The organism is Pseudomonas soli (assembly GCF_900110655.1).
GTDB classification, from domain to species: Bacteria; Pseudomonadota; Gammaproteobacteria; order Pseudomonadales; family Pseudomonadaceae; genus Aquipseudomonas; species Aquipseudomonas soli.
This window is the reverse complement of the sequence record NZ_FOEQ01000003.1, coordinates 584,738-611,127: the sequence shown is the minus strand read 5'-3', so window position 1 is coordinate 611,127 and position 26,390 is coordinate 584,738. Positions and strand designations below refer to the sequence as shown.

The window sequence follows — 26,390 nt, the reverse complement described above, 5'->3', positions numbered from 1 at the left end:
CAAGAACTCTGCCTATGTCCCTGCGTGACCATTGCCGGGCAGCCCTGCTGGGGCTGTGCCTGACCCTCTCGTTCGCCGCCGCTGCGGTGGAAATCCCGACCACTCCGGGCATCCAGAGCAGCCTCAGCAAGATCGCCGAGCGCAAACTGCCGGAGACCGAGCAGAAAGCCGTGCAACAGGTGCTGGAGCAGACCCTGGCGCTGCTCAACGCCCGTGACGACAGCGAAAAGAAGCTCGAAGCGCTCAAGCAGCAGCTGGCCAACGCGCCCCAGGAGATCCGCGACAGCCAACGCGAGCTGATCAAGCTCAAGGCTAGCGCCACCCTGCCGGTGGCGCAGCGCTACGCCAACCTGACGGTGCCGCAGCTGGAGCAGATGCTCAGCGAACGCAGCACCCAACAGGGCGACCTGCAAAAGGGGCTCTCCGAAGCCAACAGCCTGATCATCAATTCGCAGACCCGCCCTGAACGCGCCCAGGCTGAGATCAGCAGCAACCAGATGCGCGCCCAGCAGATCAACAACAGCCTCAAGAGCGGCAAGGACAATGGCAAATCGCTTAACGCCGACCAGCGCAACCAGCTCAATGCCGAGCTGGCGTCGCTCAACGCCCTGACCTTGCTGCGCCGCCAGGAGCTGGCGAGCAATAGCGTGCTGCAGGACTTGGGAAACGCCCGCCACGACCTGCTGATCGAACGCGCCACCCGCCTGGAACAGGAAATCCAGGACCTGCAGACGCTGATAAACGAGAAGCGCCTGGCCCAGTCGCAACAGACCGTCACCCGCCAGTCGATCGAAGCGCAGAAGGCCGGCGGCAGCAACCTGCTGGCCACAGAGAGCACGGCCAACCTGCAGCTGTCCGACTACTTGCTGCGCAGCACCGACCGCCTCAACGAGGTCACCCAGCAGAACCTGCGCACCAAGCAGCAACTCGACAGCCTCACCCAGGCGGACCAGGCCCTGGACGAGCAGATCAACGTGCTCAAGGGCAGCCTGCTGCTGTCAAAGATCCTCTACAAGCAGAAACAAGCTCTGCCGCACCTGAAGGTCGACCGCGACCTGGCGGACCAGATCGCCGATATCCGCCTTTACCAGTTCGAGGTCAACCAGCAACGCGAGCAGATGAGCAGCCCATCCAACTATGTGGACAAGCTGCTGGCCAACCAGCCTGAGGAGGACGTGACCCCACAGTTGCGCAAGGCGCTGCTGGAGGTGGCGATCACTCGAGGCGATCTGCTCGAACGGCTGAACCGTGAGCTCTCGGCCCTGCTCAACGAGTGCATCACCCTGCAGCTGAACCAGAAACAGCTGCTGAGCACCGCCCAGAACCTGCGCACTACACTGGAAGAGCAGATGTTCTGGATCCCCAGCAACAAGCCGCTGGACTGGCAATGGCTGCGCGAAGTGCCCGAACGTCTGACCTACCAGGTGGCCAGCCTGCCATGGGGCGCCGGCATCAAGGAGCTGGGCGACGGTCTGGTGCAACAGCCGCTACTGTTCCTGCCACTGATCCTGGTGATCGGCGCCCTGCTGTGGCGGCGCAAGGCGCTATACCGGCGCCTGGGCAAGGTCCATCAGGATATTGGCCACTTCAAGCGCGACAGCCAGTGGCATACGCCCCAGGCAATCCTGATCAACATCCTGCTTGCACTACCGGTGGCCCTGGCCTTGACCCTGGGCAGCTATGCCTTGCAGATCGATGCCCGTGGTCAGAACGCCAATCTCGGCGCCGCCCTCTGGCAGATCGCCCAGGCTTGGCTGGTGTTCTACACCGCCTACCGCATCCTTGCCCCGGGCGGGGTTGCCGAGATCCATTTCCGCTGGCACAAACCCCAGGTCGAGTTTCTGCGCGGCTGGGTGCGCCGGCTCGGTACCGTGGTGCTGGCATTGGTCGGCGTGGTGGCGGTGGCCGAGCATCAGCCGTCGGCCCTGGCCGACGACGTGTTGGGCATTGGCGTGGTGCTGACCTGCTATGCGCTGATGGCCTGGCTGCTCAGCCGCCTGCTGCTGAGCAGCCCGGCGCACCAGAATACCTCGTTATTCCGCAAGGCGGTCGGGGTGGCCTTCACCGCCCTGCCCATCGCCCTGTTCGTGGCGGTGTGCTTCGGCTACTACTACACCGCCCTCAAGCTCACCGACAGGCTGATCTACACCCTCTACCTGCTGCTGTTCTGGCTGGTGATCGAGGCCGCGTTCGTGCGCGGCCTGTCGGTCGCGGCGCGGCGCCTGGCCTACCAGCGTGCCCTGAGCAAACGCCAGGCCGCCAAGGAAGGCCTGGATGGCGAGGTGGTGGTGGAGGAACCGACCCTGGACATCGAGCAGGTCAACCAGCAGTCGCTACGCCTGATCCGCCTGGCCCTGCTCGGCGGCTTCATCGGCGGTTTGTACTGGGTGTGGGCGGACCTGATCACAGTATTCGCCTACCTCAACAACATCACCCTGTACGAATACAGCAGCGGCACCGGCGCAGCTGCCAGCATGGTACCGATCAGCCTCGGCGACCTGCTCGGCGCCATGGTCATCGCCGGCATCGCCGTGGCCCTGGCCAGCAACCTGCCCGGCCTGCTCGAAGTGCTGGTGCTGTCGCGCCTGAACCTGGCCCAGGGCAGCGCCTACGCCATTACCACCCTGCTGTCCTATGTGATCGCCGGGGTCGGTATCGTCAGCACCCTGGCCACCCTCGGGGTCAGCTGGGACAAGCTGCAATGGCTGGTGGCGGCCCTGTCACTGGGCCTGGGCTTCGGCATGCAGGAGATATTCGCCAACTTCATCTCCGGCATCATGATCCTGTTCGAACGCCCGGTACGCATCGGCGACACCATCACCATCGGCAACCTGTCCGGCACGGTGAGCAGGATCCGCATCCGCGCCACCACCATCACCGATTTCGACCGCAAGGACATCATCGTCCCAAACAAGACCTTCATCACCGGCCAGCTGATCAACTGGTCGCTGACCGACACGGTCACCCGGGTGACGCTGAAGCTGGGCATAGACTACGGCTCGGACCTTGACCTGGTGCGCGACCTGCTGCTCAAGGGCGCCCACGAGAACCCACGGGTGCTCAAGGATCCGGAACCGCTGGTGTACTTCCTCAACTTCGGCGAAAGCTCGCTGGACCACGAGCTGCGCATGCACGTGCGCGACCTCGGCGACCGCAACCCGACGCTGGACGAGCTCAACCGCTATATCAACCGTGAGTTCAAGGCGCACAACATCAAGATCTCGGTGCGCCAGGTGGAGGTGTTCCTCATGGACCCGAAGAACGGCAAGCAGCAGTTGATCCCGATCGACAGCAAACCGGACAGCACGCCGCCGAGCTGAGTGGACGCCAGGGGGCATGCGCCCTGACAATGTCCTACCGCCTCGCGGGGCAAGCCTGCTCCCACGCAGCTGTGTGGGAGCAGGCTTGCCCCGCGATCATTCCAATCGCGGAGCCGGCCTGTGAAAACCCTTGACCACCTGACCTTCGACAACCGCTTCGCCCAACTCGGCGATGCCTTCTCCACCCAGGTCCTGCCCGACCCGATCGCCGCCCCCCGCCTGGTCGTTGCCAGCGATTCGGCAATGGCCCTGCTCGACCTCGACCCGGCCCAGGCCGAACTGCCAGTGTTCGCCGAGCTGTTCAGCGGCCACAAGCTCTGGGAGGAGGCCGACCCGCGTGCGATGGTCTACTCCGGCCACCAGTTCGGCTCCTACAACCCGCGCCTGGGCGATGGCCGCGGCCTGCTGCTGGGCGAGATCCTCAACGAGGCCGGCGAACACTGGGACCTGCACCTAAAGGGCGCCGGCCAGACGCCTTACTCACGCATGGGTGATGGCCGGGCCGTGCTGCGCTCGTCGATTCGCGAGTTCCTTGCCTCCGAGGCCCTGAGCGCGCTGGGCATCCCCAGCAGCCGGGCACTGTGCGTGATCGGCTCGAGCACCACGGTGTGGCGGGAAACCCGCGAAAGCGCCGCGATGCTGCTGCGCCTGGCCCATAGCCATGTGCGCTTCGGCCATTTCGAGTACTTCTACTACACGAAACAGCCAGAACAGCAGCGCGTGCTCATCGACCATGTGCTGCACCAGCACTATCCCGAATGCCGCGACGCCGCACAGCCTTACCTGGCCATGTTTCGCACCATCGTCGAACGCAATGCCGAGCTGATCGCTCGCTGGCAGGCCTACGGCTTCTGTCATGGGGTGATGAATACCGACAACATGTCGATCCTCGGCATCACCTTCGACTTCGGCCCCTACGCCTTCCTCGACGACTTTGACGCCAACTTCATCTGCAACCACTCCGACGACCGCGGCCGCTACAGCTACGCCAACCAGGTGCCAATCGCCCACTGGAACCTCAGCGCCCTGGCCCAGGCCCTGACCACGGTGATCGAGGTCGAGCCACTGAAGGAGATGCTGGCGCTGTTCCTGCCGCTGTACCAGGCCCACTATCTGGACCTGATGCGCCGCCGCCTGGGCCTGACCACCGCCGAGGACGACGACATGGCCCTGGTCGAACGCCTGCTGCAACGCATGCAGAGCGGCGGTGTGGACTACACGCTGTTCTTCCGCCGCCTGGGCGAGCAACCGGTGGCCGGCGCCCTGCAAGTGGTGCGCGACGATTTCGTCGACCTGGCCGGTTTCGATGCCTGGGGTGCGGACTACCTGGCACGCTGCGAGCGTGAGCCGGGTAATGCCGAAGGTCGCCGTGAGCGGATGCATGCGGTCAACCCTCTGTACATACTGCGCAATTATCTGGCGCAGAAGGCTATCGAAGCAGCAGAAGCCGGTGACTACAGTGAAGTGCGTCGGCTGCATCAGGTGCTGAGCAAACCGTTCGAGGAACAACCCGGGATGCAAGCGTATGCCGAGCGACCGCCGGAATGGGGCAAGCACCTGGAGATCAGCTGTTCGTCCTGAACGACGCCCTTTTGTGGGGCCCGCTCCCACAGTGCCCCTTGAATGCCCATTGGAGCTGAACATGCCTGATCCACTGCTAATCCCCTGCCCACACTGCAACGGCCTCAACCGCATCCCCGCCGAGCGCCTGGGCGACACGCCGAAATGCGGCCGCTGCAAACAGAACGTGCTGCTGAGCAGCTCGTTCGAGCTGACCGAAGGCAACTATGCCGCCCAGATCAAAGGTGATCTGCCGCTGCTGCTGGATGTCTGGGCCGACTGGTGCGGCCCGTGCAAGAGCTTCGCCCCGACCTTCGAACAAGCCGCTCGGCAGCTCTCGGGCCGCTGCCGCCTGGCCAAGCTCGACAGCGAGACCAACCGCAACCTGGCCGGGCAACTGGGCATCCGCTCAATCCCGAGCCTGATCCTGTTCAGGAACGGCCGCGAAGTGACCCGCCAGGCCGGCGCGTTTCCACTTCAGTCATTACTCGAATGGCTACGCAGCCAAGGGATCTAGGCGCTGCGCTCCAGCAGATCATGCAACTCGACGAACTGCTGGGTCAGCTTGTGCCGTGGCTCCAGGTGGATCAGCGGCAGGCTGGCGTGGTGGGACTCACGCATCTTCACCGAACTGCCGAGGTAAACCGGTAGCACCGGCAGGCCTTCGGCCAGCAGTTCGTCGAGCATCTGCTGGGGCAGGCTGGCGCGAGACTGAAATTGGTTGACCACGATGCCCTCGACCATCAGGTCGTCGTTGTGGTCTTCCTTGAGCTCATCGATCTCGGCCAGCAGGCCATACAGGGCCTGGCGCGAGAAGCTGTCGCAATCGAAGGGGATCAGCACGCGATCGGCCGCGATCAATGCGGAAACCGCGTAAAAATTGAGTGCTGGAGGGGTATCGATATAGATCCGCTCGTAGTCCTCGTCCAGCTCGTCCAGCAGTTTGCGCAGCTTGTTGATCTTGTGCTTGGCCTCGAGCTTGGGCTGCAGGTCGGCCAGCTCGGGGGTGGCGGTCACCACGTGGAGGTTGTCAAAAGGGGTTTCGTAGATATCGACCTTGTTCTTCTTGGCGAACGGTCCGCTGGACAGTGACTGCTTGAAAAAGTCGGCGATGCCCATGGGGATATCGTCGCCAGTCAGGCCGGTGAGGTACTGGGTCGAGTTGGCCTGGGCATCCAGGTCGATCAGCAAGGTCCGATAGCCTTCACTGGCACTGACCGCCGCAAGATTGCAGGCAATGCTCGACTTGCCCACGCCACCTTTCTGATTGAACACCACGCGCCGCATGTCAGACCTCCGTGTATCAACGAATGCCCGAGTATGTGGCCAGCGCGGCGGTTTAGCCAGCACCTTCGGGCTGCTCCAGCCCGGCCAGCAACGCGACGAAGGCATTGGCCATGGCCGAGCCAGACGCTTCGCGGCGCACCAGCCACACGGCGGTCATGGCCTGCTCGTCGAGCAGTGTGCGATACACCACTCCCTCGATGCGCATGCGCTGGAACGACGCTGGCAGCACCGACACTCCGAGCCCCGCAGAGACCAGGCCAATGATGGTCATCGCCTCCCCGGCCTCCTGGGCAAAATGCGGGCTGAAACCCGCCTGGCGCGCCAGGCTCAGCAACTGGGCATGCAGGCCGCTGCCATAGCTGCGCGGAAAGAACACGAAGGGCTCGTGGGCCAGAGCCTGCATGTACAGCCCCTGCTCGCTGCCGCTGGCCAGCGGATGCGATGCGTTGAGCACGGCCACCAAAGGTTCGCGGAACAGTTCGGTACAAGCGATCCCTTCGGGCAGTGGCATCGGCCGCATCAGACCTACTTCGATGGACTCATCGAACACCGCCTCGACCACTTCACGGCTGCTCATTTCCTTCAAATTCAGATGCACCGAGGGGAAACGATGGCGAAAGGCGTGAATAGCCTTGGGAATCCGCGAGGTGAAAGGCGCCGACGAGGTGAATCCGATCTTCATCTCACCCAATTCGCCCAGCTGCGCCCGGCGGGCCACATCAGCGGCCTTTTCCACCTGGACCAGGACTTGCCGGGCCTCTTCGAGGAACAACCGCCCGGCCTCGCTGAGCTCGACCCGGCGGTTGGTGCGCTCGAACAGCCGTGCGCCCAGCTCCTGCTCCAAGGCCTGGATCTGCTGGCTCAGCGGCGGTTGCGAGATGCCCAGTTGCTGGGCGGCACGGCCAAAGTGCAGCTCTTCGGCTACAGCGATGAAATAACGCAGGTGTCGCAGCTCCATGGCCGGCTCCGAACAGGTCGTTAAACGTCTTAAACAGGTCGAACAATATATTGGATCTAATTATTAGCCAGCTATATGATTTTTCCATCGCAACGCCCCGAGGTACCGCTCCCGTGAGATCCGCCGTCGCCCCCCTGCCCGTCGAACCCAAACCTGCCTTCAACGACATCTGGATCGAGAAAGGCACCCCCGCCTTCATGAAAACCGTGCTGGCGCTGTTCAGCGGCGGCTTTGCCACCTTCGCCCTGCTGTACTGCGTGCAGCCGATGATGCCGCTGCTGTCGCAGGAGTTCGCCATCAACGCCGCGCAGAGCAGCCTGGTGCTGTCGGTGTCCACCGCCATGCTGGCGATCGGGTTGCTGGTCACCGGCCCCATTTCCGACCGTATCGGCCGCAAGCCGGTGATGGTCTTCGCCTTGCTGTGCGCGGCGCTATCGACCCTGGCCAGCGCGGTGATGCCGAGCTGGGAGCTGGTGCTGGCCACGCGGGCACTGGTGGGTTTGTCGCTGAGCGGCTTGGCAGCGGTTGCGATGACCTACCTGAGCGAAGAGATCCACCCGCAGCACATCGGCCTGGCCATGGGGCTGTACATCGGCGGCAATGCCATTGGCGGCATGAGCGGGCGCCTGATCACCGGCGTGTTGATCGACTTCGTCAGCTGGCACACGGCGATGCTGGTGATCGGCGGCCTGGCCCTTGTGGCGGCCGTGGTGTTCTGGAAGGTGCTGCCCGAATCGCGCAACTTCCGGCCCCAGTCATTGAAACCCCGCAGCCTGCTGGACGGTTTCGTCATGCACTTCAAGGATGCCGGGCTGCCCTGGCTGTTCCTTGAGGCCTTCCTGCTGATGGGCGCCTTCGTCACCCTGTTCAACTACATCGGCTATCGCCTGCTCGCCGGGCCTTACCATATGAACCAGGCGCTGGTCGGCCTGCTGTCGGTGGTGTACCTGTCGGGGATCTACAGCTCGGCGCAGGTCGGCGCGCTGGCCGACAAGCTCGGGCGGCGCAAGGTGTTCTGGGCCAGTATCGTGGTCATGGCCGGCGGCCTGCTCATGACATTGGCCAACCCGCTGGCCATGATCATTCTCGGCATGCTGGTGTTCACCTTTGGCTTCTTTGGCGCGCATTCGGTGGCCAGCAGCTGGATCGGCCGCCGGGCGCTGAGGGCCAAGGGGCAAGCTTCTTCGCTGTACCTGTTCAGCTATTACGCAGGGTCGAGTGTGGCGGGGACGGTAGGTGGGGTGTTCTGGCATTACGCCGGGTGGGAGGGGGTTGGAATGTTCATTGGCAGTTTGCTGATGGTGGCTTTGCTGGTGGCGTTGCATTTGAGCAGGTTGGCGCCGAAGACTGCCTGAGTAGGGATGCTTTGCAGCCCAATCGCCGCGGTTCGTCGCCACGACAAGCCGCGGTGATTGGGCCTTTGGATCAGTTGATGATCTCGACGATATCCACATCCACCTCACGGCTCATCAGGTGCTTCTCCACCTCACCGGTCAGCTTGACCTTGGTCTTGTCGTTGAACGGCGTCGCTGGCAAGTCTTCGTCGTCGATCTCGACGGTGATTGTGCCGGTGTTGTCCTTGAACTCGTACTTGTCGTCGTTGTTGATCTTCTTGATCACGTAGCCTTGCAACACCACCGGGGTGTCGTCGGCGGCATCGTTGGCGGCAGCCACCGTGGTCACGGACTGGGCACCGGGGCCGGTGTAGCCGGCGGCCAGGGCCGCGGTGCTGAACAGTGGGGCGAGGATCAGAGGCAGGTAACGGGTTTTCATGGTGATCGGGTCCTGTTTGCGTTTTGATGGCACCAGATTACCGACGATCGCTGAATTGAAACTTAATACAACAAAAAGCCCGGCACTTGGCCGGGCTTCTTGCGTTGCACACGGGTTACTGGTGGTACTGCGCCGACAGCTCGTGCACGGCGTTGATGAATACGCCGGCGTGCTCCGGATCGACTTCCGGGGTGATGCCATGGCCCAGGTTGAACACGTGGCCGCTGCCCTTGCCGTAGCTGGCCAGGATGCGCGCCACTTCCTTGCGAATCGCCTCGGGGTTGGCGTACAGCACGGTCGGGTCCATGTTGCCCTGCAACGCGACCTTGTCACCGACGCGGCGGCGGGCGTCGCCGATTTCGCAGGTCCAGTCCAGGCCAAGGGCGTCGGCACCGACATCGGCGATGCTTTCCAGCCACAGACCGCCGTTCTTGGTGAACAGGATCACGGGCACCTTGCGCCCTTCATGCTCGCGGATCAGGCCGCTGACGATCTTGCGCATGTAGGCCAGGGAGAACTCCTGGTAGGCCGCCGCAGACAGGTTGCCACCCCAGGTATCGAAGATTTGCACCGCCTGGGCGCCCGCCTGGATTTGCCCGTTGAGGTAGCTGGTGACCGACTGCGCCAGTTTGTCCAGCAGCAGGTGCAGGGCCTGCGGGTTGTCATAGGCCATGGCCTTGATCTTGCGGAAGTCCTTGGACGAACCTCCTTCGACCATGTAGGTGGCCAGGGTCCATGGGCTGCCGGAGAAGCCGATCAGCGGCACACGGCCGTTGAGTTCGCGGCGGATGGTGCTGACCGCGTCCATCACGTAGCCCAGGTCCTTCTGCGGATCGGGGATCGGCAACGCTTCGATGTCCGCCAGGGTGCTGATGACTTTCTTGAAGCGCGGGCCTTCGCCGGTCTCGAAGTACAGGCCCTGGCCCATGGCGTCGGGGATGGTGAGGATGTCCGAGAACAGGATCGCCGCGTCCAGCGGGTAGCGGTCCAGCGGCTGCAGGGTGACCTCGCAGGCAAACTGCGGGTTCATGCACAGGCTCATGAAGTCACCGGCCTTGGCGCGGCTGGCGCGATACTCCGGGAGGTAGCGGCCGGCCTGGCGCATCATCCATACCGGGGTGACATCTACAGGTTGCTTGAGCAGTGCACGCAGGAAACGATCGTTCTTCAGGGCAGTCATGTCGGCATCCGGAAAAAAAGTGCGGGCATTTTCTCAGACGCGGACGCAAAAGGCACGGCCATGGCCATGCGTTTTGTCTATCAGGTGCCATGGATCAAACATTTTTGTATACAAAAAGCATCGCGGGGCCAGTCGGATCGCCGCACCGCCGCTCCCACGCAGCCTTATCACTGGCGTGGGAGCGGGATTAGCCCGCGATAAGGCTGGATCAGACTTCGAGGTAATCCAGAATGCCTTCGGCTGCGGTACGCCCTTCGAAGATCGCCGTCACCACCAAGTCCGAACCCCGCACCATGTCGCCACCGGCAAACACTTTCGGGTTGCTGGTCTGGTGCTTGAACTTGCCTTTCTCCGGGGCCACCACGCGGCCTTGGCTGTCCATCTGGATACCGAACTGCTCGAACCACGGCGCCGGGCTCGGGCGGAAGCCGAAGGCAATCACCACGGCGTCGGCCGGCAGGATCTCCTCGGAGCCCGGGATTGGCTCGGGGCTGCGGCGACCACGGGCATCCGGCTCGCCGAGACGGGTCTCGACCACCTTCACGCCCTCGACCTTGTCCTCGCCGACGATGGCGATGGGCTGGCGGTTGTAGAGGAACTTCACGCCCTCTTCCTTGGCATTCTTCACCTCTTTGCGCGAACCCGGCATGTTGGCCTCGTCACGGCGATAGGCACAGGTCACCGACTTGGCGCCCTGGCGGATCGAGGTGCGGTTGCAGTCCATCGCGGTGTCGCCTCCGCCAAGCACCACGACCTTCTTGCCCTGCATGTCGACGAAGTCTTCCGGCGACTTTTCAAAGCCCAGGTTGCGGTTGACGTTGGCGATCAGGAAGTCCAGCGCGTCGTGCACACCCGGCAGGTCCTCGCCGGGGAAGCCGCCCTTCATGTAGGTGTAGGTGCCCATGCCCATGAACACCGCGTCGTACTCGGCGAGCAATTGCTCCATGGTGATGTCGCGGCCCACCTCAATGTTCAGGCGGAACTCGATGCCCATGCCGGTGAAGACTTCGCGGCGATTGCTCAGCACGGTCTTTTCCAGCTTGAACTCGGGGATGCCGAAAGTCAGCAGGCCACCGATCTCGGGGTTGCGGTCGAACACCACCGGGGTCACGCCGGCACGTACCAGCACATCGGCGCAGCCCAGGCCGGCAGGGCCGGCGCCGATGATGGCGACACGCTTGCCAGTCGGCTTGACCTTGGACATGTCCGGGCGCCAGCCCATGGCGAAGGCGGTGTCGGTGATGTACTTCTCCACCGAGCCGATGGTTACCGCGCCGAAGCCGTCGTTCAGGGTGCACGCACCCTCGCACAGGCGGTCCTGCGGGCACACGCGGCCACAGACTTCCGGCAGGGTGTTGGTCTGGTGCGACAGCTCGGCTGCCGCGAGGATGTTGCCCTCGGAAACCAGCTTCAACCAGTTGGGAATGAAGTTGTGCACCGGGCACTTCCACTCGCAATACGGGTTACCGCATCCCAGGCAGCGGTGCGCCTGCTCCACGGACTGCTGCGGCTTGAAAGGTTCGTAGATCTCGACGAACTCCTTCTTGCGCTGGCGCAGCAGCTTTTTCTTGGGGTCTTTACGCCCCACTTCGATGAACTGGAAGTCGTTGCTCAGACGTTCAGCCATTTTTCAAAACCTCTTTACCGCAGTTGCCAGCTACACGCTGCAAGCTGCAAGACGATCACTTAAGCCCGACGAACCCCGCACACGGGGCCCGTCACTTGCAGCTGTTCTTACTGCGGGTTGGCACGGGTGCTGGACAACAGGTGCTTGAGGTTGGCCGCCTTCGGCTTGACCAGCCAGAAGCGCCGCACGTAGTCGTCCAGGTTCTCCGAGAGCTCACGCCCCCACTCGCTGCCGGTCTCTTCCACGTACTCGCCCAGGACCCGCGCCAGGTGGCTGCGGTAGGCTTCCATCGCCTCACCACTGATACGCTGGATTTCCACCAGCTCGTGGTTGAGTTTGTCGAAGAAGCTGTTGTCCATGTCGAGCACGTAGGCGAAGCCGCCAGTCATGCCAGAACCGAAGTTGTAACCGGTCTTGCCCAGGACGCAGACAAACCCGCCGGTCATGTATTCACAGCAGTGATCGCCGGTGCCCTCGACCACAGCGTGGGCGCCGGAGTTACGTACAGCGAAGCGCTCGCCCGCGGTGCCTGCGGCGAACAGCTTGCCGCCGGTGGCGCCATACAGGCAGGTGTTGCCGACGATGGCGCTGTGCTGGGTTTCGAACGGGCTTCCGGCCGGTGGCACGATGGTCACCTTGCCCCCGGTCATGCCCTTGCCGACGTAGTCGTTGGCGTCGCCTTCCAGGTGCAGGTTCAAACCGCCGGCGTTCCACACGCCGAAGCTCTGGCCCGCGGTGCCCTTGAAGCGGAAGGTGATCGGCGCGGCGGCCATGCCCTGGTTGCCGTGCAGCCTGGCGATTTCGCCAGAGATGCGTGCACCGATGGAACGGTCGCAGTTGCAGATGTCCATGGCGAATTCACCACCAGCCATGTCGCGGATAGCCGGCAGGGCCATGGCGACCATCTTCTCGGCCAGTTCGCCCTGGTCGAACGGCGGGTTCTTGTCCACCTGGCAGAACTGCGGCTTGTCAGCCGGGATATGCGAGCTACCCAGCAGCGGCGTCAGGTCGAGGTGGCCCTGGCGCTCGGTGTCGCCCGGCAGCACATCCAGAAGGTCGGTACGGCCGATCAGCTCGCCCAGGCTGCGCACGCCCAGCTTGGCCAGCCACTCGCGGGTCTCTTCGGCGACGAAGGTGAAGAAGTTGATCACCATGTCGACGGTGCCGATGTAGTGGTCCTTGCGCAGCTTGTCGTTCTGGGTGGCCACGCCGGTGGCGCAGTTGTTCAGGTGGCAGATGCGCAGGTACTTGCAGCCCAGGGCGATCATCGGCGCGGTGCCGAAACCGAAGCTCTCGGCGCCGAGGATCGCGGCCTTGATCACGTCCAGGCCGGTTTTCAGGCCGCCATCGGTCTGCACCCGCACCTTGCCGCGCAGGTCATTGCCGCGCAGGGTCTGGTGGGTTTCGGCCAGGCCCAGTTCCCACGGAGCGCCGGCGTACTTGATCGAGGTCAGCGGCGAAGCGCCGGTGCCGCCGTCGTAGCCGGAAATGGTGATCAGGTCGGCATAGGCCTTGGCCACGCCGGCGGCGATGGTGCCCACGCCGGCTTCGGCAACCAGCTTGACCGAAACCAGGGCCTGCGGGTTGACCTGCTTGAGGTCGTAGATCAGCTGGGCCAGGTCTTCGATCGAGTAGATGTCGTGGTGCGGCGGTGGCGAAATCAGGGTCACGCCCGGCACCGCGTAGCGCAGCCTGGCGATCAGGCCGTTGACCTTGCCGCCCGGCAACTGGCCGCCTTCGCCGGGCTTGGCGCCCTGGGCGACCTTGATCTGCAGCACTTCGGCATTGACCAGGTATTCCGGGGTCACGCCAAAGCGGCCGGTGGCCACCTGCTTGATCTTCGAGCTTTTGACGGTGCCGTAGCGGGCCGGGTCTTCGCCGCCTTCGCCGGAGTTGGAGCGCGCGCCGAGGCGGTTCATTGCCTCGGCCAGGGCTTCGTGCGCCTCTGGCGACAGCGCGCCCAGGGAGATACCAGCGGAGTCGAAGCGCTTGAGGATCGCGTCCAGTGGCTCGATTTCATCCAACGGCAGGGCCTGGTCGGCCACCTTCACTTTCAGCAGGTCGCGGATCATCGACACCGGGCGCTGGTCGACCAGCGTGGTGTATTCCTTGAACTTGGCGTAGTCGCCCTGCTGCACGGCGGCCTGCAGGGTGTTGACCACGTCCGGGTTGTAGGCGTGGTACTCGCCACCGTGGACGAACTTGAGCAAGCCACCTTGCTGGATCGGCTTGCGCGCACTCCAGGCTTCGGCGGCGAGCAGCTTCTGGTCGCTCTCCAGGTCTTCGAAACGCGCACCCTTGATGCGGCTCGACACACCCTTGAAGCTCAGGCCAACCACTTCCTCGGACAGGCCGATGGCTTCGAACAGCTGCGCGCCACGGTACGAGGTGATGGTGGAGATGCCCATCTTCGACAGGATCTTCAGCAGGCCCTTGGAGATGCCCTTGCGGTAGTACTTGAACACTTCGTCCAGATCACCCAGCACTTCGCCGGTGCGGATCAGGTCGGCCAGCACTTCGTAGGCCAGGTACGGGTATACAGCCGAGGCACCGAAGCCCAGCAGCACGGCGAAGTGGTGCGGGTCGCGGGCAGTGGCGGTCTCGACCAGAATGTTGCTGTCGCAACGCAGCCCTTGTTCGGTCAGACGGTGGTGTACAGCGCCTACGGCCAGCGAGGCGTGTACCGGCAGCTTGCCCGGGGCAATGTAGCGGTCGCTGAGCACCAGCTGGGTCTTGCCGCCGCGCACCGCTTCTTCGGCCTGGTCGGCGATATTGCGGATGGCCGCTTCAAGGCCGAGGCTTTGCTCATAGTTGAGGTCGATCAGCTGGCGGTCGAAACCTTCGCGCTCCAGGTTCATCAGCGAACGCCACTTGGCAGGCGAGATGACTGGCGAGCTGAGGATCACCCGCGAGGCATGCTCGGGGGACTCCTGGAAGATGTTGCGCTCGGCGCCCAGGCAGATTTCCAGGGACATCACGATCGCTTCGCGCAGCGGGTCGATCGGCGGGTTGGTCACCTGGGCGAACTGCTGGCGGAAGAAATCGTACGGCGAACGCACGCGCTGCGACAGCACGGCCATCGGCGTGTCGTCGCCCATCGAGCCGACCGCTTCCTGGCCCTGCTCGCCGAGCGGGCGCAGCACCTGGTCACGTTCCTCGAAGGTGACCTGGAACATCTTCATGTATTGCTTGAGCTGGTCAGCGTCGTAGCTGGCCACGCCCTGGTCGTCGCTCAGGGTCGCCTGGATGCGCGTGGCGTGCTGGCGCAACCAGCGCTTGTAAGGGTGGCGCGACTTCAGGCGGTTGTCGATGGCGTCGGTGTCGAGGATCTGACCGGTCTCGGTATCGACAGCCAGGATCTGGCCTGGGCCGACACGGCCCTTGGCCAGGACTTCCTCGGGCTGGTAACCCCATACACCGATTTCCGAGGCGATGGTGATGTAGCCGTTGGTGGTGGTCACCCAGCGCGCCGGGCGCAGGCCATTGCGGTCGAGCAGGCACACCGCGTGGCGGCCTTCGGTCATGACGATACCGGCCGGACCATCCCACGGTTCCATATGCATGGAGTTGTATTCGTAGAAGGCACGCAGGTCGGCGTCCATGGTCTCGACGTTCTGCCAGGCTGGCGGTACCAGCATGCGCACGCCGCGGAACAGGTCGATGCCGCCAGTGACCATCAGCTCGAGCATGTTGTCCATGCTGGATGAGTCGGAACCGACGCGGTTGACCAGCGGGCCGAGCTCTTCGAGGTCGGGGATCAGGTCGTTGGCGAACTTGGTGCGACGGGCCATGGCCCAGTTGCGGTTGCCGGTGATGGTGTTGATCTCGCCGTTGTGGGCGAGGAAGCGGAAGGGCTGCGCCAGCGGCCACTTCGGCAGGGTGTTGGTGGAGAAGCGCTGGTGGAACACGCAGATTGCGGTCTGCAGGCGCTCGTCACCCAGGTCCGGATAGAACGCCGCGAGATCGCGCGGCATCATCAGGCCTTTGTAGATGATGGTCTTGTGCGAGAAGCTGCAGATGTAGTGGTCGGCGTCGTGGGCGTTGGCCACGGACGAACGGCGACGGGCACTGAACAGCTTGATGGCGAATTCCTGATCGCTCAGGCCTTCGCCGCCGATGAACACCTGCTCGATCTGCGGCAGGCGCTCCAGGGCCAGGCGGCCAAGGACGCTGGTGTCGATCGGCACCTTGCGCCAGCCCACCAGCGTGAGGCCGGCATTGACGATCTCGCGATCCATGTTGGCGCGGGCGGCTTCGGCTTTGACCGGGTCCTGGTTGAAGAACACCATGCCGACGGCGTACTGCCTGGGCAGCTCGGCGGCGAAGTGCTCCTGGGCCACGGCGCGCAGGAATTGATCGGGCTTCTGCATGAGCAGACCGCAACCGTCGCCGGTCTTGCCGTCGGCGTTGATGCCGCCGCGGTGGGTCATGCAGGTCAGCGCCTGCATGGCGGTTTGCAGAAGGTGGTGACTCGGCTCGCCCGTCATATGGGCGATCAGGCCGAAACCACAGTTGTCCTTGAATTCTTCGGGATGGTACAGACCTGTTTTCATAGACACTTTCTCACCAGGTTCACCTCTCAACCGGAGGCAAATCTCTTTTTTAACAACCACTTACCATCCACGCCGATCAAATGCCAGCTTTTTTGCGGTGGCCATGGAAAACCATTGTTGCACAGCGACAGCAACGCCCACAAATTTTCATGTCTCACCATTGAAAATTTATGTCGCAATTTTGAATGTTTTTAAGTCGTGCGCCGTGATAGCGGCATGACTGGAGTCTGAAGCGTTTCAGCCAGGACTGCAAGAAAGGGCTCGTGGCCGGCAGTCTGGGACAGAAAAGCCTGCCGCGCTCGGGCGCAGCAGGCTAGTTGAAAGCTAGAAAGTCGCTCAGCAACTGGGCGGCGGGGTGATGCCGCCCGGAAGGTATCAGCGGGCCGTGGCCAGCTCTTGTTGGACGCTGCCCACGGTACGTGGCCAAGGTTTACCAGCCTGGACCTTGGCTGGCAAGTTCTTGATTGCCGCAGCGGCGGCATCGCGGCTGGCGAAATTGCCGTAGGTCACCACATACAGCGGCTTGCCCTGCAGGTTTTTCCTGAAGTAGCGATAGTCGCCACCCTGTGCCTTGACGAACGACTGTGCCGACGCCTCGGAACTGGTGCCGAAGATCTGCACCACGTAGTTACCGGGCTTCTGGCCAGCATACCAGCTGCCGTTGCCGGCGCCGCCGGCAGCCGGTTTCTCGGCAGGTTTGGCTGCGGGCTTGGCGCTCGCGACCTGGGTCGGAGCCGGGGCTGGCTTGGCAGGTGCAACCGGTTTTGCCGGCTGGGTTGCTACAGGTTTTGTCGCAGGCGCAACCGGCTGTACCGAAGCGCTGGTCACCGGCTGGGCCGGAGTCGGCGCAGGGCTGGCGGTGGCACCTTGCGGCGGCGCGATGGTGGTCACGGTCGGCGGCACGGCAGCCGATGGCGTGGCTGGCTGCAGTGCAGTGTTGTCGGCCGGCCCGCCGTCTTCACCTTCACCCATGCCAGCGGCCTGGGCCAGCGGTTCGCGCATCACCGGCTGCGACTGACCGACCAGCGGCAACGGCATCGGCTGCGAGGAGCCGGAGAACTCGATGGCGGGCGCGCCGCCGTTGCCACCCTGGCCCAGGGGCAATTGGGCCTGGGCAGCGGGGGGCGCGTCGGCCGGGGCCTTGTCGCCTTTCTTGGGCATCAGGACCGCCGCGCCAACGGCAACCACGACCACTGCGGACAACGCGAGCACGTGTTTCTTAGGCATTTTGAACCCCATGGATGGTCGCTTGACCGTGGTACGGCTGGCGATCATGGCTTCGATCAAGGTATCGCGGGCGACCTGGTTGATGTTCCCAGGCCAGCCGTCGGAGTTTTCGTGGATGTCGACGATCTGCTCGGCGGTGAACACCTCGATGCCCCGGCCAGCACCCTCCAGGCGCTGCTCCAGGTACTCGCGGGTTTCTTCCTCGCTGTACGGGGCCAGTTCGATGACGTGGAATCGCTCGCCATCGGCATTGAGCTCATCCAACCCGGCGATCAGCGAAGGCTCGCCGAACAGGAACACATGCGGGCGTCCTTCAGCTACGCCTGCCGCCAACTCCAGCAACGCTTGGAGTGCCGACTCGTCCAGTTGTTCCGCATCGTCCACCAGCAGATAGACTTCCTGGCCGGTCAGCGCCAGTTGCACCACCTGCGACAGGATCGCCTGCACTTCCGGCTGCGCCACACCCAGCGACTGCGCCACCTGGCCAAGCACGCTGGCCGCGTCGCTGGCACCACGGGCGGATACCACCACGCTTTGCACCGACTGCTTGTTGGTGCTGGCCACCAGTGCCTGGCGCAGCAAGGTCTTGCCGCTGCCCACAGGGCCGGTGACCGCCAGCATCAGCTGGCTGTAGCGCGCCAGATGATGCAGCTGGCCAAGCACTGGCTTGCGCTGGGCGGGAAAGAACTTGAAACCGGGCACCCGGGGGGCGAACGGATCGTGGCTCAGCTGGTAATGATCGAGAAACGCCTCATCGGCATGCAGACTGGTCATTGCGTTGTCACAACCTCAAAGCTGGGCCACGATCGCGCGGTAATCCGCCGCCAGCGTGGCCTGAAGAATCTCTGTCGAATAGTCGTCAGTGACGACGGCCTCGCCCAGCTGGCGCAGCAGCACCAGGCGCAGGCGCCCGTCGAGCACTTTCTTGTCGACCGCCATGTGCTCCATGAAATGCGCCGGGGTCATTTCCTGTGGTGGCACCACCGGCAATCCTGCGTCCTGCAGCAGGCGAATTCCGCGATCACGCGCCGGCTGGTCGATCCAGCCCAGGCGCATGGACATTTCCAGGGCCATGACCGTGCCGGCCGCCACGGCTTCGCCGTGCAGCCAGACGCCATAACCCATGTGTGTTTCGATGGCATGGCCGAATGTGTGGCCAAGGTTGAGCGTGGCACGCACGCCCGATTCGCGCTCATCAGCGCCAACCACGGCAGCCTTGGCCGCGCAGGAGCGACGGATGGCCTCGGTCAGGGCAACGGAGTCCAGGGCACGCAGTGCCTGCATATTGTCTTCGAGCCAGGCAAGGAATGGCTTGTCGCAGATCAGGCCGTACTTGATGACTTCGGCGAGACCGGCGGACAGCTCACGCGCGGGCAAGGTTTTCAGACTGGTAGTATCGATCAGCACCGCGTTGGGCTGGTAGAAGGCGCCCACCATGTTCTTGCCCAGCGGGTGGTTGATGCCGGTCTTGCCGCCCACCGAGGAGTCCACCTGGGACAACAGCGTGGTCGGCACCTGGATAAAATCGACCCCACGCTGGTAGCAGGCTGCGGCAAAGCCGGCCATGTCACCGATCACGCCGCCACCGAGGGCGACCACGGTGGTGCGCCGGTCATGACGCGCGGTCAGCAGGGCATCGAAGATCAGTTGCAGGGTTTCCCAGTTCTTGTGGGCCTCGCCGTCGGGCAAGACCACCGGCAGCACCGAGTAGGCACCCAGGGTCTTGCTCAGGCGTTCGAGGTACAGGGGCGCGACGGTCTCGTTGGAGACGATGGCGACCTGCCGGCCGGCAATGTGCGGCGCCAGCAGCTCGGGCTGGTCAAGCAGGCCTTCGCCAATGTAGATCGGGTAGCTACGCTCGCCCAGGTCGACCTTAAGTGTCTGCATGTTTCCCCACAATGTACTTGGGCGCGGTGGCACTGTGGCCCCACGCGGTGACGTTCAACCCCGTCTCGGCGTTGGTCGCCGAGGATAGACCCCGCTCAGCGGGGCGGCAACTTCTGCAGACGCTCGAGAATGTCGAGCACGACCATGCGAGGTGGCCGTTCGTCGGTTTCCACCACTAGGTCGGCAATCTCGCGATAGAGCGGGTCGCGGGTTTCAAGCAGGGCACGCAAGGTGGCTTCCGGGTTGGCTGTGCGCAGCAGCGGTCGGTTGCGGTCACGGGAAGTGCGCCCCACCTGCTGCTCCACCGAGGCATGCAGGTAGATCACCCGGCCACCGGCGTGCAGCGCGGCACGGTTGGCGTCGCGCATCACCGCGCCGCCACCGGTCGCCAGGACCACGCCATCAAGCGCGCAGAGTTCGGCAATCATCGCCTGCTCTCGGTCGCGAAAGCCCGGCTCGCCTTCCTTGTCGAAGATCCACGGGATATTGGCGCCGGTTCGCAGCTCGATTTCCTTGTCGGAATCCTTGAACAGCAGGCGCAGCTCTTTGGCCAACAGGCGTCCGATGGTGCTTTTCCCAGCGCCCATGGGCCCTACAAGTATCAAATTTCGCACAGAATCAACGACTCACAGCAATCGCCTGGTCACTCATGATACGCGGAGTCAGGAAGACCAGCAGCTCGGATTTTTTCTCTTGTAATGCATCGCGTCGAAACAGCCGCCCAACATACGGCAGATCGCCGAAAAATGGCACCTTGTCGACCACTTTGTTCTGCGACGTCGAGTACACGCCGCCAATCACAATGGTCTGCCCATCGGTCACCCGGACCTTCGCCGTAACCTCGTTCTTGCGGATCGGCGGTACATTGTTGAGTGCATTGATGAAGTCGGGCTCGTCCTTGGTCACGCGCACATCCATCACTACCTTGCCATCCGGCGTGATCTGCGGCGTTACCTCCAGCGACAGGGAGGCCTCACGGAAAGAAATGGAGGTAGCCCCACTGCGAGTGGTCTCTTGATAGGGTACTTCGGTCCCCTTGAGTATGCGGGCGGTTTCCTTGTCAGCCGTGACCACCTTGGGCTGGGAGATGATCTCGCCATTGCCGCTCTTCTCCATGGCGCTGAGCTCCAGATCCAGCAGAATGTCGCTGCGCAGCAGGCCCACGCCGAGCCCGGAAGTGGCCCGTTCAACCCCAAGGTCGACGAACAGGTCACTACCCAGGCGACTGTCCACCCCATACAACGGGCCGCCCCATCGCACACCCAGGCCCTTCTCGTAATCGACACTGGCTTCTACGATACGCGCCTCGATCATGACCTGGCGTACCGGCACATCCAACTGCGCTACCAACCTTCGCAAATCGGCAAGTCGTTCGCCAGGCTGGGTAACCACCAGCGTGTTGGTCCGTGCATCCACACTGAGGCTGCCGCGCCCAGTCAGGATGCCGTCATCGGCCAAGCTCGCAAGCAACAGTTCCGCCAGCTCGGCGGCTTTTGCATGAAAGACAGGGATCAGCTCTCGTCGCAAAGGCTCCAGCAACACCTCCTCGCCCATGCCCCGGGCCTGCCCGGCCAGCTCAGCAACGGGAGCGATCAACAGCACGTTGCCCTCCTGGCGCCGGCCCAGCCCCTTGCTGCGCAGCACAAGGTCAAGTGCCTGGGCCCAAGGCACGTCTTCCAGGTGCAGGGTTATTCGCCCCTGCACCGAATCGCTGGCGACCAGGTTGACGCCGGCGTGCTCCGCCATGACCTGAAGCACTGAGCGCAGTTCGACATCCTGGAAGTTGAGCGATATCGGCTCACCCTGGAATTGCGCTGCCTGCACTGCCAGGATGTTCGACATCAACCCCAAGCCACTCAACCATCGCCTCGGCCTCATCCCTGACCTCTCCTTACTCACGCTTCTCAAGCACCAGATACCGATAACGCGCCTGCCAGCGCCCGCCGAGGTAGATCCGCTCGCGGACCTCCAGCTGACCAGCATCAACGGCTACCACGACCCCCTCATCCAATCCGAGCCGGTCGCCTTGCCCAACCCGATACAAGTGCCCCGCCGAACGCAACAATGCCTGCCGGCGCCCTGACTGGGACAGGCTTCCGACCATTTCCAGTCGCGCCAAGGGAATATGCCGCAGCTCTTTACCCTGTGTGGCGGGCAACCAGGCCTGAAATGGGTCGAACGTGGCCTTCGACAGGGCATCCTGGGCAGGCTCATCCGCCAAGGCAGCCGGCACTGGAAGCTCTTCCCCTGGGTGGTAGGCATGTATCAACAATCGTGCGCCAACCTCTCCTGAGCCTTCTTCCTGCAAGGCCAGCCTGAGCTGGGGCACGTTCAACAACCGCAACTGCTGCAGCCACTGCTCAAGCCACAAGCGCAACGCCGGGTAGCGCCCGTGCACGCTGATCTCCAAAGGCTGCAGACGGTATCCTGCTGCCTCCTGCGCTTCGTTTACTTCGATGCGTTCGAATGACAGACCATGCTCATGACCCGACAAGGCCAGCTGGTCGAGCAGTTCACTCATGCCCTCTCCCGCAGCCAATCGCCAGCGCAACGCTTGCAGCCCGGTCATGGCTTGTTCCAGAGCCTGTTGCGCTCGCTCAAGCTCGACAAGTTTTTCCGCCCCATCCGCCAAGACACCCTGTAGCTGCAACTGCCTCTGGACTGCCTCGGCATGGCTATTGAACGGCTCACGCAAGCGGGCGATATAACCCGCGAAAACCACCAGAAACAGCAGCCCTACTGCCAGCACCCACCGGACCAACCAAGACCGGGCCACCAGGCCCTGCCAATCCTGGGGCCACGGGCGGTTCATGACTCACCCGCCAACAAGCGTGCCGCCAGCAGGAATTCATCGCCCTGGCCATGACGCCGCAAGTGAACAAGCTCCAGGTCCCGCACCATCTTTACCTGCTCCAGGCTGCGCATAAGCCTGGCCACCACTGAAGCAGAGGCAGCCAACCCGGCAAGGCGCAGACGCCCGTCCTCCACACCTACCTCGGTCAAGCGCGCGCCTTCGGGCATTGCCTGCTCCAGTGCGCGAAACAGCCCAGGCAACTGCGCCCGTCCGGCGCTCAGCGCAGACACCGTCGCTTGCTGGGCCAACAACGCATCCCGTGCTTCACGCAACTTATCGATCTGCCGCAGCGAAGCGTCCAACCGCTCAACGGCCGCCTGCTGCGTGGCGATGACCTGCGCCTGCCTGGCCAGACGCGACCGCGCCATTCGATCAAGCAGCATCACCCCGCACAGCGCCACCACAAGCGTGCCGACCAAGGTGATCTGGAATCGCCGCACAGCGCTTGCCCTGCGCTGTTCGCGCCAGGGCATCAGGTTCAGTCGCCCTTTCATACCGGGCCTCCCATTGCCAAACCACAGGCAAGAGCCATGGCAGCAGCGGGCACGCTGGTTTCATCGAAACCGCTGACCAGAGGGCCCGGGCGACCGACATGGCATTTCACGCCCAGATGCTCCGACAAGTCTGCCGCTCGAGCCTCATCGGCGGCGGCCCCGAACAAAACAACCTGCTCAAACGCGCCCTGGATATCCGGCTGCCAGAGCCCATTGACAGCCTCGGCCCAGCGTTCCATAGAAGGCAAGGCAATGCGCTGCCGATGCGGCACGCGGCCTCCCTGCCAACGGTGCAGGATCACCTCGTCCGGCTCCAACTGCAGCAGCGCTATGTCGCCTGCCTGCGGCTCAGGCACCAGCGCCCGCCGCAACGCGAAACTGTCCACCTCCACGGCCACCAACTGCAAGCCGGCTTGCGCGAACACGCGCTCCAGTGGGTCGAGCTGACTTTGCCTACAGGCCACCACCAACACCTCGACCTGCCCGACATCCTCCACGCACGGGCCATGCACCTGGAAATCCAGGGCAAGGTCCTCCACAGGAAAGGGAAACAGCTGCTCGGCCTGCGCGAGCAAGGCAGCTTCGACGGCATGGCCGGGCAACCCGGCAGGCAGGCGGCAAACCTTGCAGATGACCTGCGATGCAGGCAACGCCAGGGCGGCCCGGCACTGCGAAGTTCGACACCGGGCATGGGCCTGCCGCAAACCCGCGACCAGGCGCTCCATCTGATCAAACTCCAATGAGCTACCTGACGCTGCCCCAAGGCGCTCGTGCGCCCAGCCCACCACCCGACAACCGCCACGCTGGCGGCGCAGGTGCAGCATTCGTATGGCGTCGGAGGTAATTTCCACCCCCAGCAGTGAACCGGTGTCCCTGCCAAAGCGTCCAAGCATGGCTGTTCCTTCCTGGTCATTGGCTGCCTGAACCCTTGCGGTGCAGACGGTCGTCGCTCTCCCCGGGCGGTCACCCGGCGGGACGAAAAATGCTTATAATGGCCAGCGTTTTTCCTGTCCGCCGGCCCTGCGCGCAATCCACTCTCAACCTGGACACCCAAAAGCCTTGATACGCCTGCTGAAGTTCTTCTGGTGGTCTCTCGTCGCCGTCATCTGCGCGCTCGTACTCGGTGTGAGCGGTGCGTTTCTGTATCTTAGTCCCAACCTGCCTTCGGTCGACGCGCTCAGAAGCGTCCAGTTGCAAATCCCCCTGAGGGTCTACAGTAGCGACGGCAAGCTGATCGCCGAGTTCGGCGAGATGCGGCGCTCGCCGATCAAGTTCCAGGAAATTCCCCCACAATTCATCCAGGCGCTTCTGTCCGCCGAGGACGACAATTTCCTCAATCACTATGGCGTCGACCCCAGCAGCCTCATGCGTGCGGCCTCACAGCTGGTCAAGTCCGGGCATATCCAGAGCGGCGGCAGCACCATCACCATGCAGGTGGCGAAGAACTTCTTCCTTACCAGCGAACGCAGCTTCTCGCGCAAGACCAACGAGATTCTCCTGGCCCTGCAGATCGAGCGGGAACTGACCAAGGACGAAATCCTCGAGCTGTACGTAAACAAGATCTACCTGGGCAACCGTGCCTACGGCATCGATGCCGCGGCGCAGGTGTACTACGGCAAGTCGATTCGCGACGTCAGCCTGGCGCAGATGGCCATGATCGCCGGTCTGCCCAAGGCCCCATCGCGCTTCAACCCGCTGGCCAACCCGGTACGCGCCAAGGAGCGCCGCGACTGGATCCTCGGGCGCATGTACAAGCTCGGCAAGATCGACGAGGCCAGCTACCAGGCCGCCCTGGGTGAACCGCTGAATGCCAGCTACCATGTGCCGACCCCGGAAGTGAATGCGCCGTACGTCGCCGAAATGGCCCGCGCCGAGATGGTCGGTCGCTACGGCAGCGACGCCTATACCGAAGGTTTCCGGGTCACCACCACAGTGCCGAGCGACATGCAGCAGATGGCCAACAGCGCGGTCCTCAACGGCCTCAGCCAATACGACGAACGCCACGGCTACCGCGGTCCGGAGGCACGCTTCCCTGGCAAGACACGCACGGCGTGGTTGCAGGAACTGAACAAGCAACGCACCCTCGGCGGCCTTGAGCCCGCCATTGTCACCCAGGTCGAGAAGAACGGCCTGAAGGTGATGACCCGCGCCGGTCTGGAGGAAGACGTGGCCTGGGACACCATGAAATGGGCCCGCCCGTACCTTAACAGCAACTCCCAAGGACGCTCGCCGCAATCAGCGGCCGATGTGGCCCAGGTCGGCGACCTGGTGCGCCTGCAACGCCTGGAAGATGGCAAACTCAAGTTCAGTCAGGTTCCCGGCGCCCAGAGCGCGCTGGTCACCCTCGACCCTTACAATGGCGCCATCCGCGCACTGGTTGGCGGCTTCTCATTCGAGCAGAGCAACTACAACCGCGCCATGCAGGCCAAGCGCCAGCCGGGCTCGAGCTTCAAGCCCTTCGTCTACAGCGCCGCGCTGGACAACGGCTACACCGCCGCCAGCCTGGTCAACGATGCGCCGATCGTGTTCGTCGACGAGTACTTGGACAAGGTCTGGCGTCCAAAGAACGACACCAACACCTTCCTCGGCCCGATCCGCATGCGCGAGGCGTTGTACAAGTCACGCAACCTCGTATCGATCCGCCTGCTGCAGGCCATGGGCGTGGATCGCACCATCGACTACATCGCCAAGTTCGGCTTCAACAAGCAGGACCTGCCGCGCAACCTGTCGCTGGCGCTGGGCACCGCGACGCTCACGCCGATGGAGATTGCCACCGGCTGGAGCACCTTCGCCAACGGCGGCTACAAGATCAGCCCGTACCTGATCGAGCGTGTCGAGAGCCGCAACGGCGAAACGCTGTTCACAGCAAACCCGCCACGCGTGCCGCAGGGCAGCCAAGACCAGGTCGGCCTCGCCGCACCTGAGGCACCCATCAGCGCCGCCCCGATGCCAGGCGAGGCGCCGTCGGCCGCAGGCCAGGTCACCCCGGCATCCCAAGTGCCCCAGGTGCCCCAGGTGCCCGCCGTGGCCGAGCAGATCATCGACGGCCGTACCTCGTACATCCTCACCAGCATGCTGCAGGACGTAATCAAGCGTGGTACCGGCCGCCGCGCCCTGGCCCTCGGCCGTTCGGACCTGGCGGGCAAGACCGGCACCACCAACGAATCCAAGGACGCCTGGTTCTCAGGCTACAACGCTGACTATGTCACCACCGTGTGGGTCGGCTTCGACCAGCCGGAAACCCTGGGGCGTCGCGAATACGGTGGCACCGTGGCCCTGCCGATCTGGATGAGTTTCATGGGCGCCGCGCTCAAGGGCATGCCCGAGCATCCACCAGCCGAACCCGAGGGCATCCTCAGCCTGCGCGTCGACCCGATCAGCGGCCGCGCCGCCACACCAAGCACGCCGAACGCCTACTTCGAACTGTTCAAGGCCGAGGACTCGCCACCGTCGGCGGACGAACTGGGTAACGGTGCAGCACCGGGCAGCCCGCTGCCGGCAGACGAAGCAGCGCCGATGGATCTGTTCTAACGGGCAACCTTGCAGCGCTCTCAAGATCGAGCGCCGCGCGGGCGGCGCTCGATCTGGCAGGCCTGCAAGACTGTTGGCGAGCACCAGCAAGCCCTGACGCGATCGCCTTGAAAGGGATGGCATTGAACTCCGCGTGAGC

The 26,390-nt window shown here is 63.6% G+C and carries 18 protein-coding genes; 5 read left to right on the top strand and 13 right to left on the bottom strand.

Features of this window, described 5'->3' with window-relative positions:
* Positions 1 to 14: 14 nt before the first annotated feature.
* The 3 genes from mscK to trxC all read left to right on the top strand — a co-directional run bounded on the left by mscK (position 15) and on the right by trxC (position 5,397).
* Entirely contained in the window at positions 15 to 3,320 is a 3,306-nt protein-coding gene (gene mscK / locus BMY03_RS10865; RefSeq protein WP_094011038.1) for a mechanosensitive channel MscK, read from the top strand.
* Positions 3,321 to 3,440: 120 nt separating this feature from the next.
* Positions 3,441 to 4,901, top strand: coding sequence for a protein adenylyltransferase SelO (gene selO / locus BMY03_RS10860; RefSeq protein WP_094011037.1), 1,461 nt, complete (start codon positions 3,441 to 3,443; stop codon positions 4,899 to 4,901).
* 61 nt (positions 4,902 to 4,962) lie between these two features.
* Complete coding sequence (trxC, locus tag BMY03_RS10855; RefSeq protein WP_094011036.1) at positions 4,963 to 5,397, top strand: thioredoxin TrxC; 435 nt, start codon at positions 4,963 to 4,965, stop codon at positions 5,395 to 5,397.
* Here the strand turns inward: trxC and BMY03_RS10850 are convergent.
* Together BMY03_RS10850 and BMY03_RS10845 are read right to left on the bottom strand one after the other, a co-directional pair.
* Positions 5,394 to 6,167 (bottom strand): ParA family protein, encoded by a 774-nt coding sequence (locus BMY03_RS10850; RefSeq protein ID WP_094011035.1) that lies wholly within the window; start codon positions 6,165 to 6,167, stop codon positions 5,394 to 5,396. The genes trxC and BMY03_RS10850 overlap by 4 nt on opposite strands.
* A gap of 52 nt (positions 6,168 to 6,219) precedes the next feature.
* Positions 6,220 to 7,125: a LysR family transcriptional regulator gene (locus BMY03_RS10845; protein ID WP_094011034.1), complete on the bottom strand. Its 906-nt coding sequence runs from the start codon at positions 7,123 to 7,125 to the stop codon at positions 6,220 to 6,222.
* A gap of 113 nt (positions 7,126 to 7,238) precedes the next feature.
* On the opposite strand from BMY03_RS10845, the gene BMY03_RS10840 reads away from it, so the two are divergent.
* Positions 7,239 to 8,480, top strand: a complete 1,242-nt coding sequence (locus BMY03_RS10840) for an MFS transporter (RefSeq protein ID WP_023631237.1) — start codon at positions 7,239 to 7,241, stop codon at positions 8,478 to 8,480.
* A gap of 70 nt (positions 8,481 to 8,550) precedes the next feature.
* Here the strand turns inward: BMY03_RS10840 and BMY03_RS10835 are convergent, their stop codons facing one another.
* The 11 genes from BMY03_RS10835 to pilM all read right to left on the bottom strand — a co-directional run bounded on the left by BMY03_RS10835 (position 8,551) and on the right by pilM (position 23,613).
* Entirely contained in the window at positions 8,551 to 8,898 is a 348-nt protein-coding gene (locus tag BMY03_RS10835) for a YgiW/YdeI family stress tolerance OB fold protein (RefSeq protein ID WP_094011033.1), read from the bottom strand.
* Positions 8,899 to 9,013: 115 nt separating this feature from the next.
* Positions 9,014 to 10,078: a uroporphyrinogen decarboxylase gene (hemE, locus tag BMY03_RS10830; RefSeq protein WP_023631238.1), complete on the bottom strand. Its 1,065-nt coding sequence runs from the start codon at positions 10,076 to 10,078 to the stop codon at positions 9,014 to 9,016.
* Between the two features lie 208 nt (positions 10,079 to 10,286).
* On the bottom strand, positions 10,287 to 11,705 hold the full coding sequence (locus BMY03_RS10825; protein ID WP_094011032.1) for an FAD-dependent oxidoreductase: 1,419 nt from the start codon (positions 11,703 to 11,705) through the stop codon (positions 10,287 to 10,289).
* Between the two features lie 107 nt (positions 11,706 to 11,812).
* Complete coding sequence (gene gltB / locus BMY03_RS10820; protein WP_023631239.1) at positions 11,813 to 16,258, bottom strand: glutamate synthase large subunit; 4,446 nt, start codon at positions 16,256 to 16,258, stop codon at positions 11,813 to 11,815.
* 375 nt (positions 16,259 to 16,633) lie between these two features.
* The gene (locus BMY03_RS10815; protein WP_094011031.1) at positions 16,634 to 18,259 is read right to left on the bottom strand and encodes an AAA family ATPase; all 1,626 of its coding nucleotides are present in this window, start codon (positions 18,257 to 18,259) and stop codon (positions 16,634 to 16,636) included.
* 15 nt (positions 18,260 to 18,274) lie between these two features.
* Positions 18,275 to 19,372, bottom strand: coding sequence for a 3-dehydroquinate synthase (gene aroB / locus BMY03_RS10810; protein ID WP_023631794.1), 1,098 nt, complete (start codon positions 19,370 to 19,372; stop codon positions 18,275 to 18,277).
* Between the two features lie 95 nt (positions 19,373 to 19,467).
* Positions 19,468 to 19,986: a shikimate kinase AroK gene (gene aroK / locus BMY03_RS10805; protein WP_038706967.1), complete on the bottom strand. Its 519-nt coding sequence runs from the start codon at positions 19,984 to 19,986 to the stop codon at positions 19,468 to 19,470.
* Between the two features lie 4 nt (positions 19,987 to 19,990).
* Positions 19,991 to 21,214: a type IV pilus secretin PilQ gene (locus BMY03_RS10800; protein ID WP_023629542.1), complete on the bottom strand. Its 1,224-nt coding sequence runs from the start codon at positions 21,212 to 21,214 to the stop codon at positions 19,991 to 19,993.
* 49 nt (positions 21,215 to 21,263) lie between these two features.
* The gene (locus tag BMY03_RS10795) at positions 21,264 to 22,184 is read right to left on the bottom strand and encodes a pilus assembly protein PilP (RefSeq protein ID WP_052062231.1); all 921 of its coding nucleotides are present in this window, start codon (positions 22,182 to 22,184) and stop codon (positions 21,264 to 21,266) included.
* Positions 22,181 to 22,720, bottom strand: coding sequence for a PilN domain-containing protein (locus BMY03_RS10790; RefSeq protein ID WP_023629541.1), 540 nt, complete (start codon positions 22,718 to 22,720; stop codon positions 22,181 to 22,183). Before BMY03_RS10790 ends, BMY03_RS10795 begins: the two co-directional genes overlap by 4 nt.
* A complete protein-coding gene (gene pilM / locus BMY03_RS10785) occupies positions 22,717 to 23,613 on the bottom strand; it encodes a type IV pilus biogenesis protein PilM (protein WP_094011030.1) in 897 nt (298 codons plus the stop codon). Before pilM ends, BMY03_RS10790 begins: the two co-directional genes overlap by 4 nt.
* A gap of 169 nt (positions 23,614 to 23,782) precedes the next feature.
* Between pilM and BMY03_RS10780 the strand changes: the two genes are divergently transcribed.
* Entirely contained in the window at positions 23,783 to 26,251 is a 2,469-nt protein-coding gene (locus tag BMY03_RS10780) for a penicillin-binding protein 1A (RefSeq protein WP_376780466.1), read from the top strand.
* Positions 26,252 to 26,390: the final 139 nt, after the last annotated feature.

Bases quoted from the DNA above. Each gene is read 5' to 3' on its own strand.
- BMY03_RS10835 (WP_094011033.1), bottom strand. From the start codon at position 8,898: ATGAAAACCCGTTACCTGCCTCTGATCCTCGCCCCACTGTTCAGCACC.
- hemE (WP_023631238.1), bottom strand. From the start codon at position 10,078: ATGACTGCCCTGAAGAACGATCGTTTCCTGCGTGCACTGCTCAAGCAA.
- BMY03_RS10815 (WP_094011031.1), bottom strand. From the start codon at position 18,259: ATGACCAGTCTGCATGCCGATGAGGCGTTTCTCGATCATTACCAGCTG.
- BMY03_RS10795 (WP_052062231.1), bottom strand. From the start codon at position 22,184: ATGAACCGCCCGTGGCCCCAGGATTGGCAGGGCCTGGTGGCCCGGTCT.
- BMY03_RS10845 (WP_094011034.1), bottom strand. From the start codon at position 7,125: ATGGAGCTGCGACACCTGCGTTATTTCATCGCTGTAGCCGAAGAGCTG.
- gltB (WP_023631239.1), bottom strand. From the start codon at position 16,258: ATGAAAACAGGTCTGTACCATCCCGAAGAATTCAAGGACAACTGTGGT.
- BMY03_RS10825 (WP_094011032.1), bottom strand. From the start codon at position 11,705: ATGGCTGAACGTCTGAGCAACGACTTCCAGTTCATCGAAGTGGGGCGT.
- pilM (WP_094011030.1), bottom strand. From the start codon at position 23,613: ATGCTTGGACGCTTTGGCAGGGACACCGGTTCACTGCTGGGGGTGGAA.
- BMY03_RS10800 (WP_023629542.1), bottom strand. From the start codon at position 21,214: ATGTCGAACATCCTGGCAGTGCAGGCAGCGCAATTCCAGGGTGAGCCG.
- trxC (WP_094011036.1), top strand. From the start codon at position 4,963: ATGCCTGATCCACTGCTAATCCCCTGCCCACACTGCAACGGCCTCAAC.
- BMY03_RS10790 (WP_023629541.1), bottom strand. From the start codon at position 22,720: ATGAAAGGGCGACTGAACCTGATGCCCTGGCGCGAACAGCGCAGGGCA.
- mscK (WP_094011038.1), top strand. From the start codon at position 15: ATGTCCCTGCGTGACCATTGCCGGGCAGCCCTGCTGGGGCTGTGCCTG.
- BMY03_RS10850 (WP_094011035.1), bottom strand. From the start codon at position 6,167: ATGCGGCGCGTGGTGTTCAATCAGAAAGGTGGCGTGGGCAAGTCGAGC.
- aroB (WP_023631794.1), bottom strand. From the start codon at position 19,372: ATGCAGACACTTAAGGTCGACCTGGGCGAGCGTAGCTACCCGATCTAC.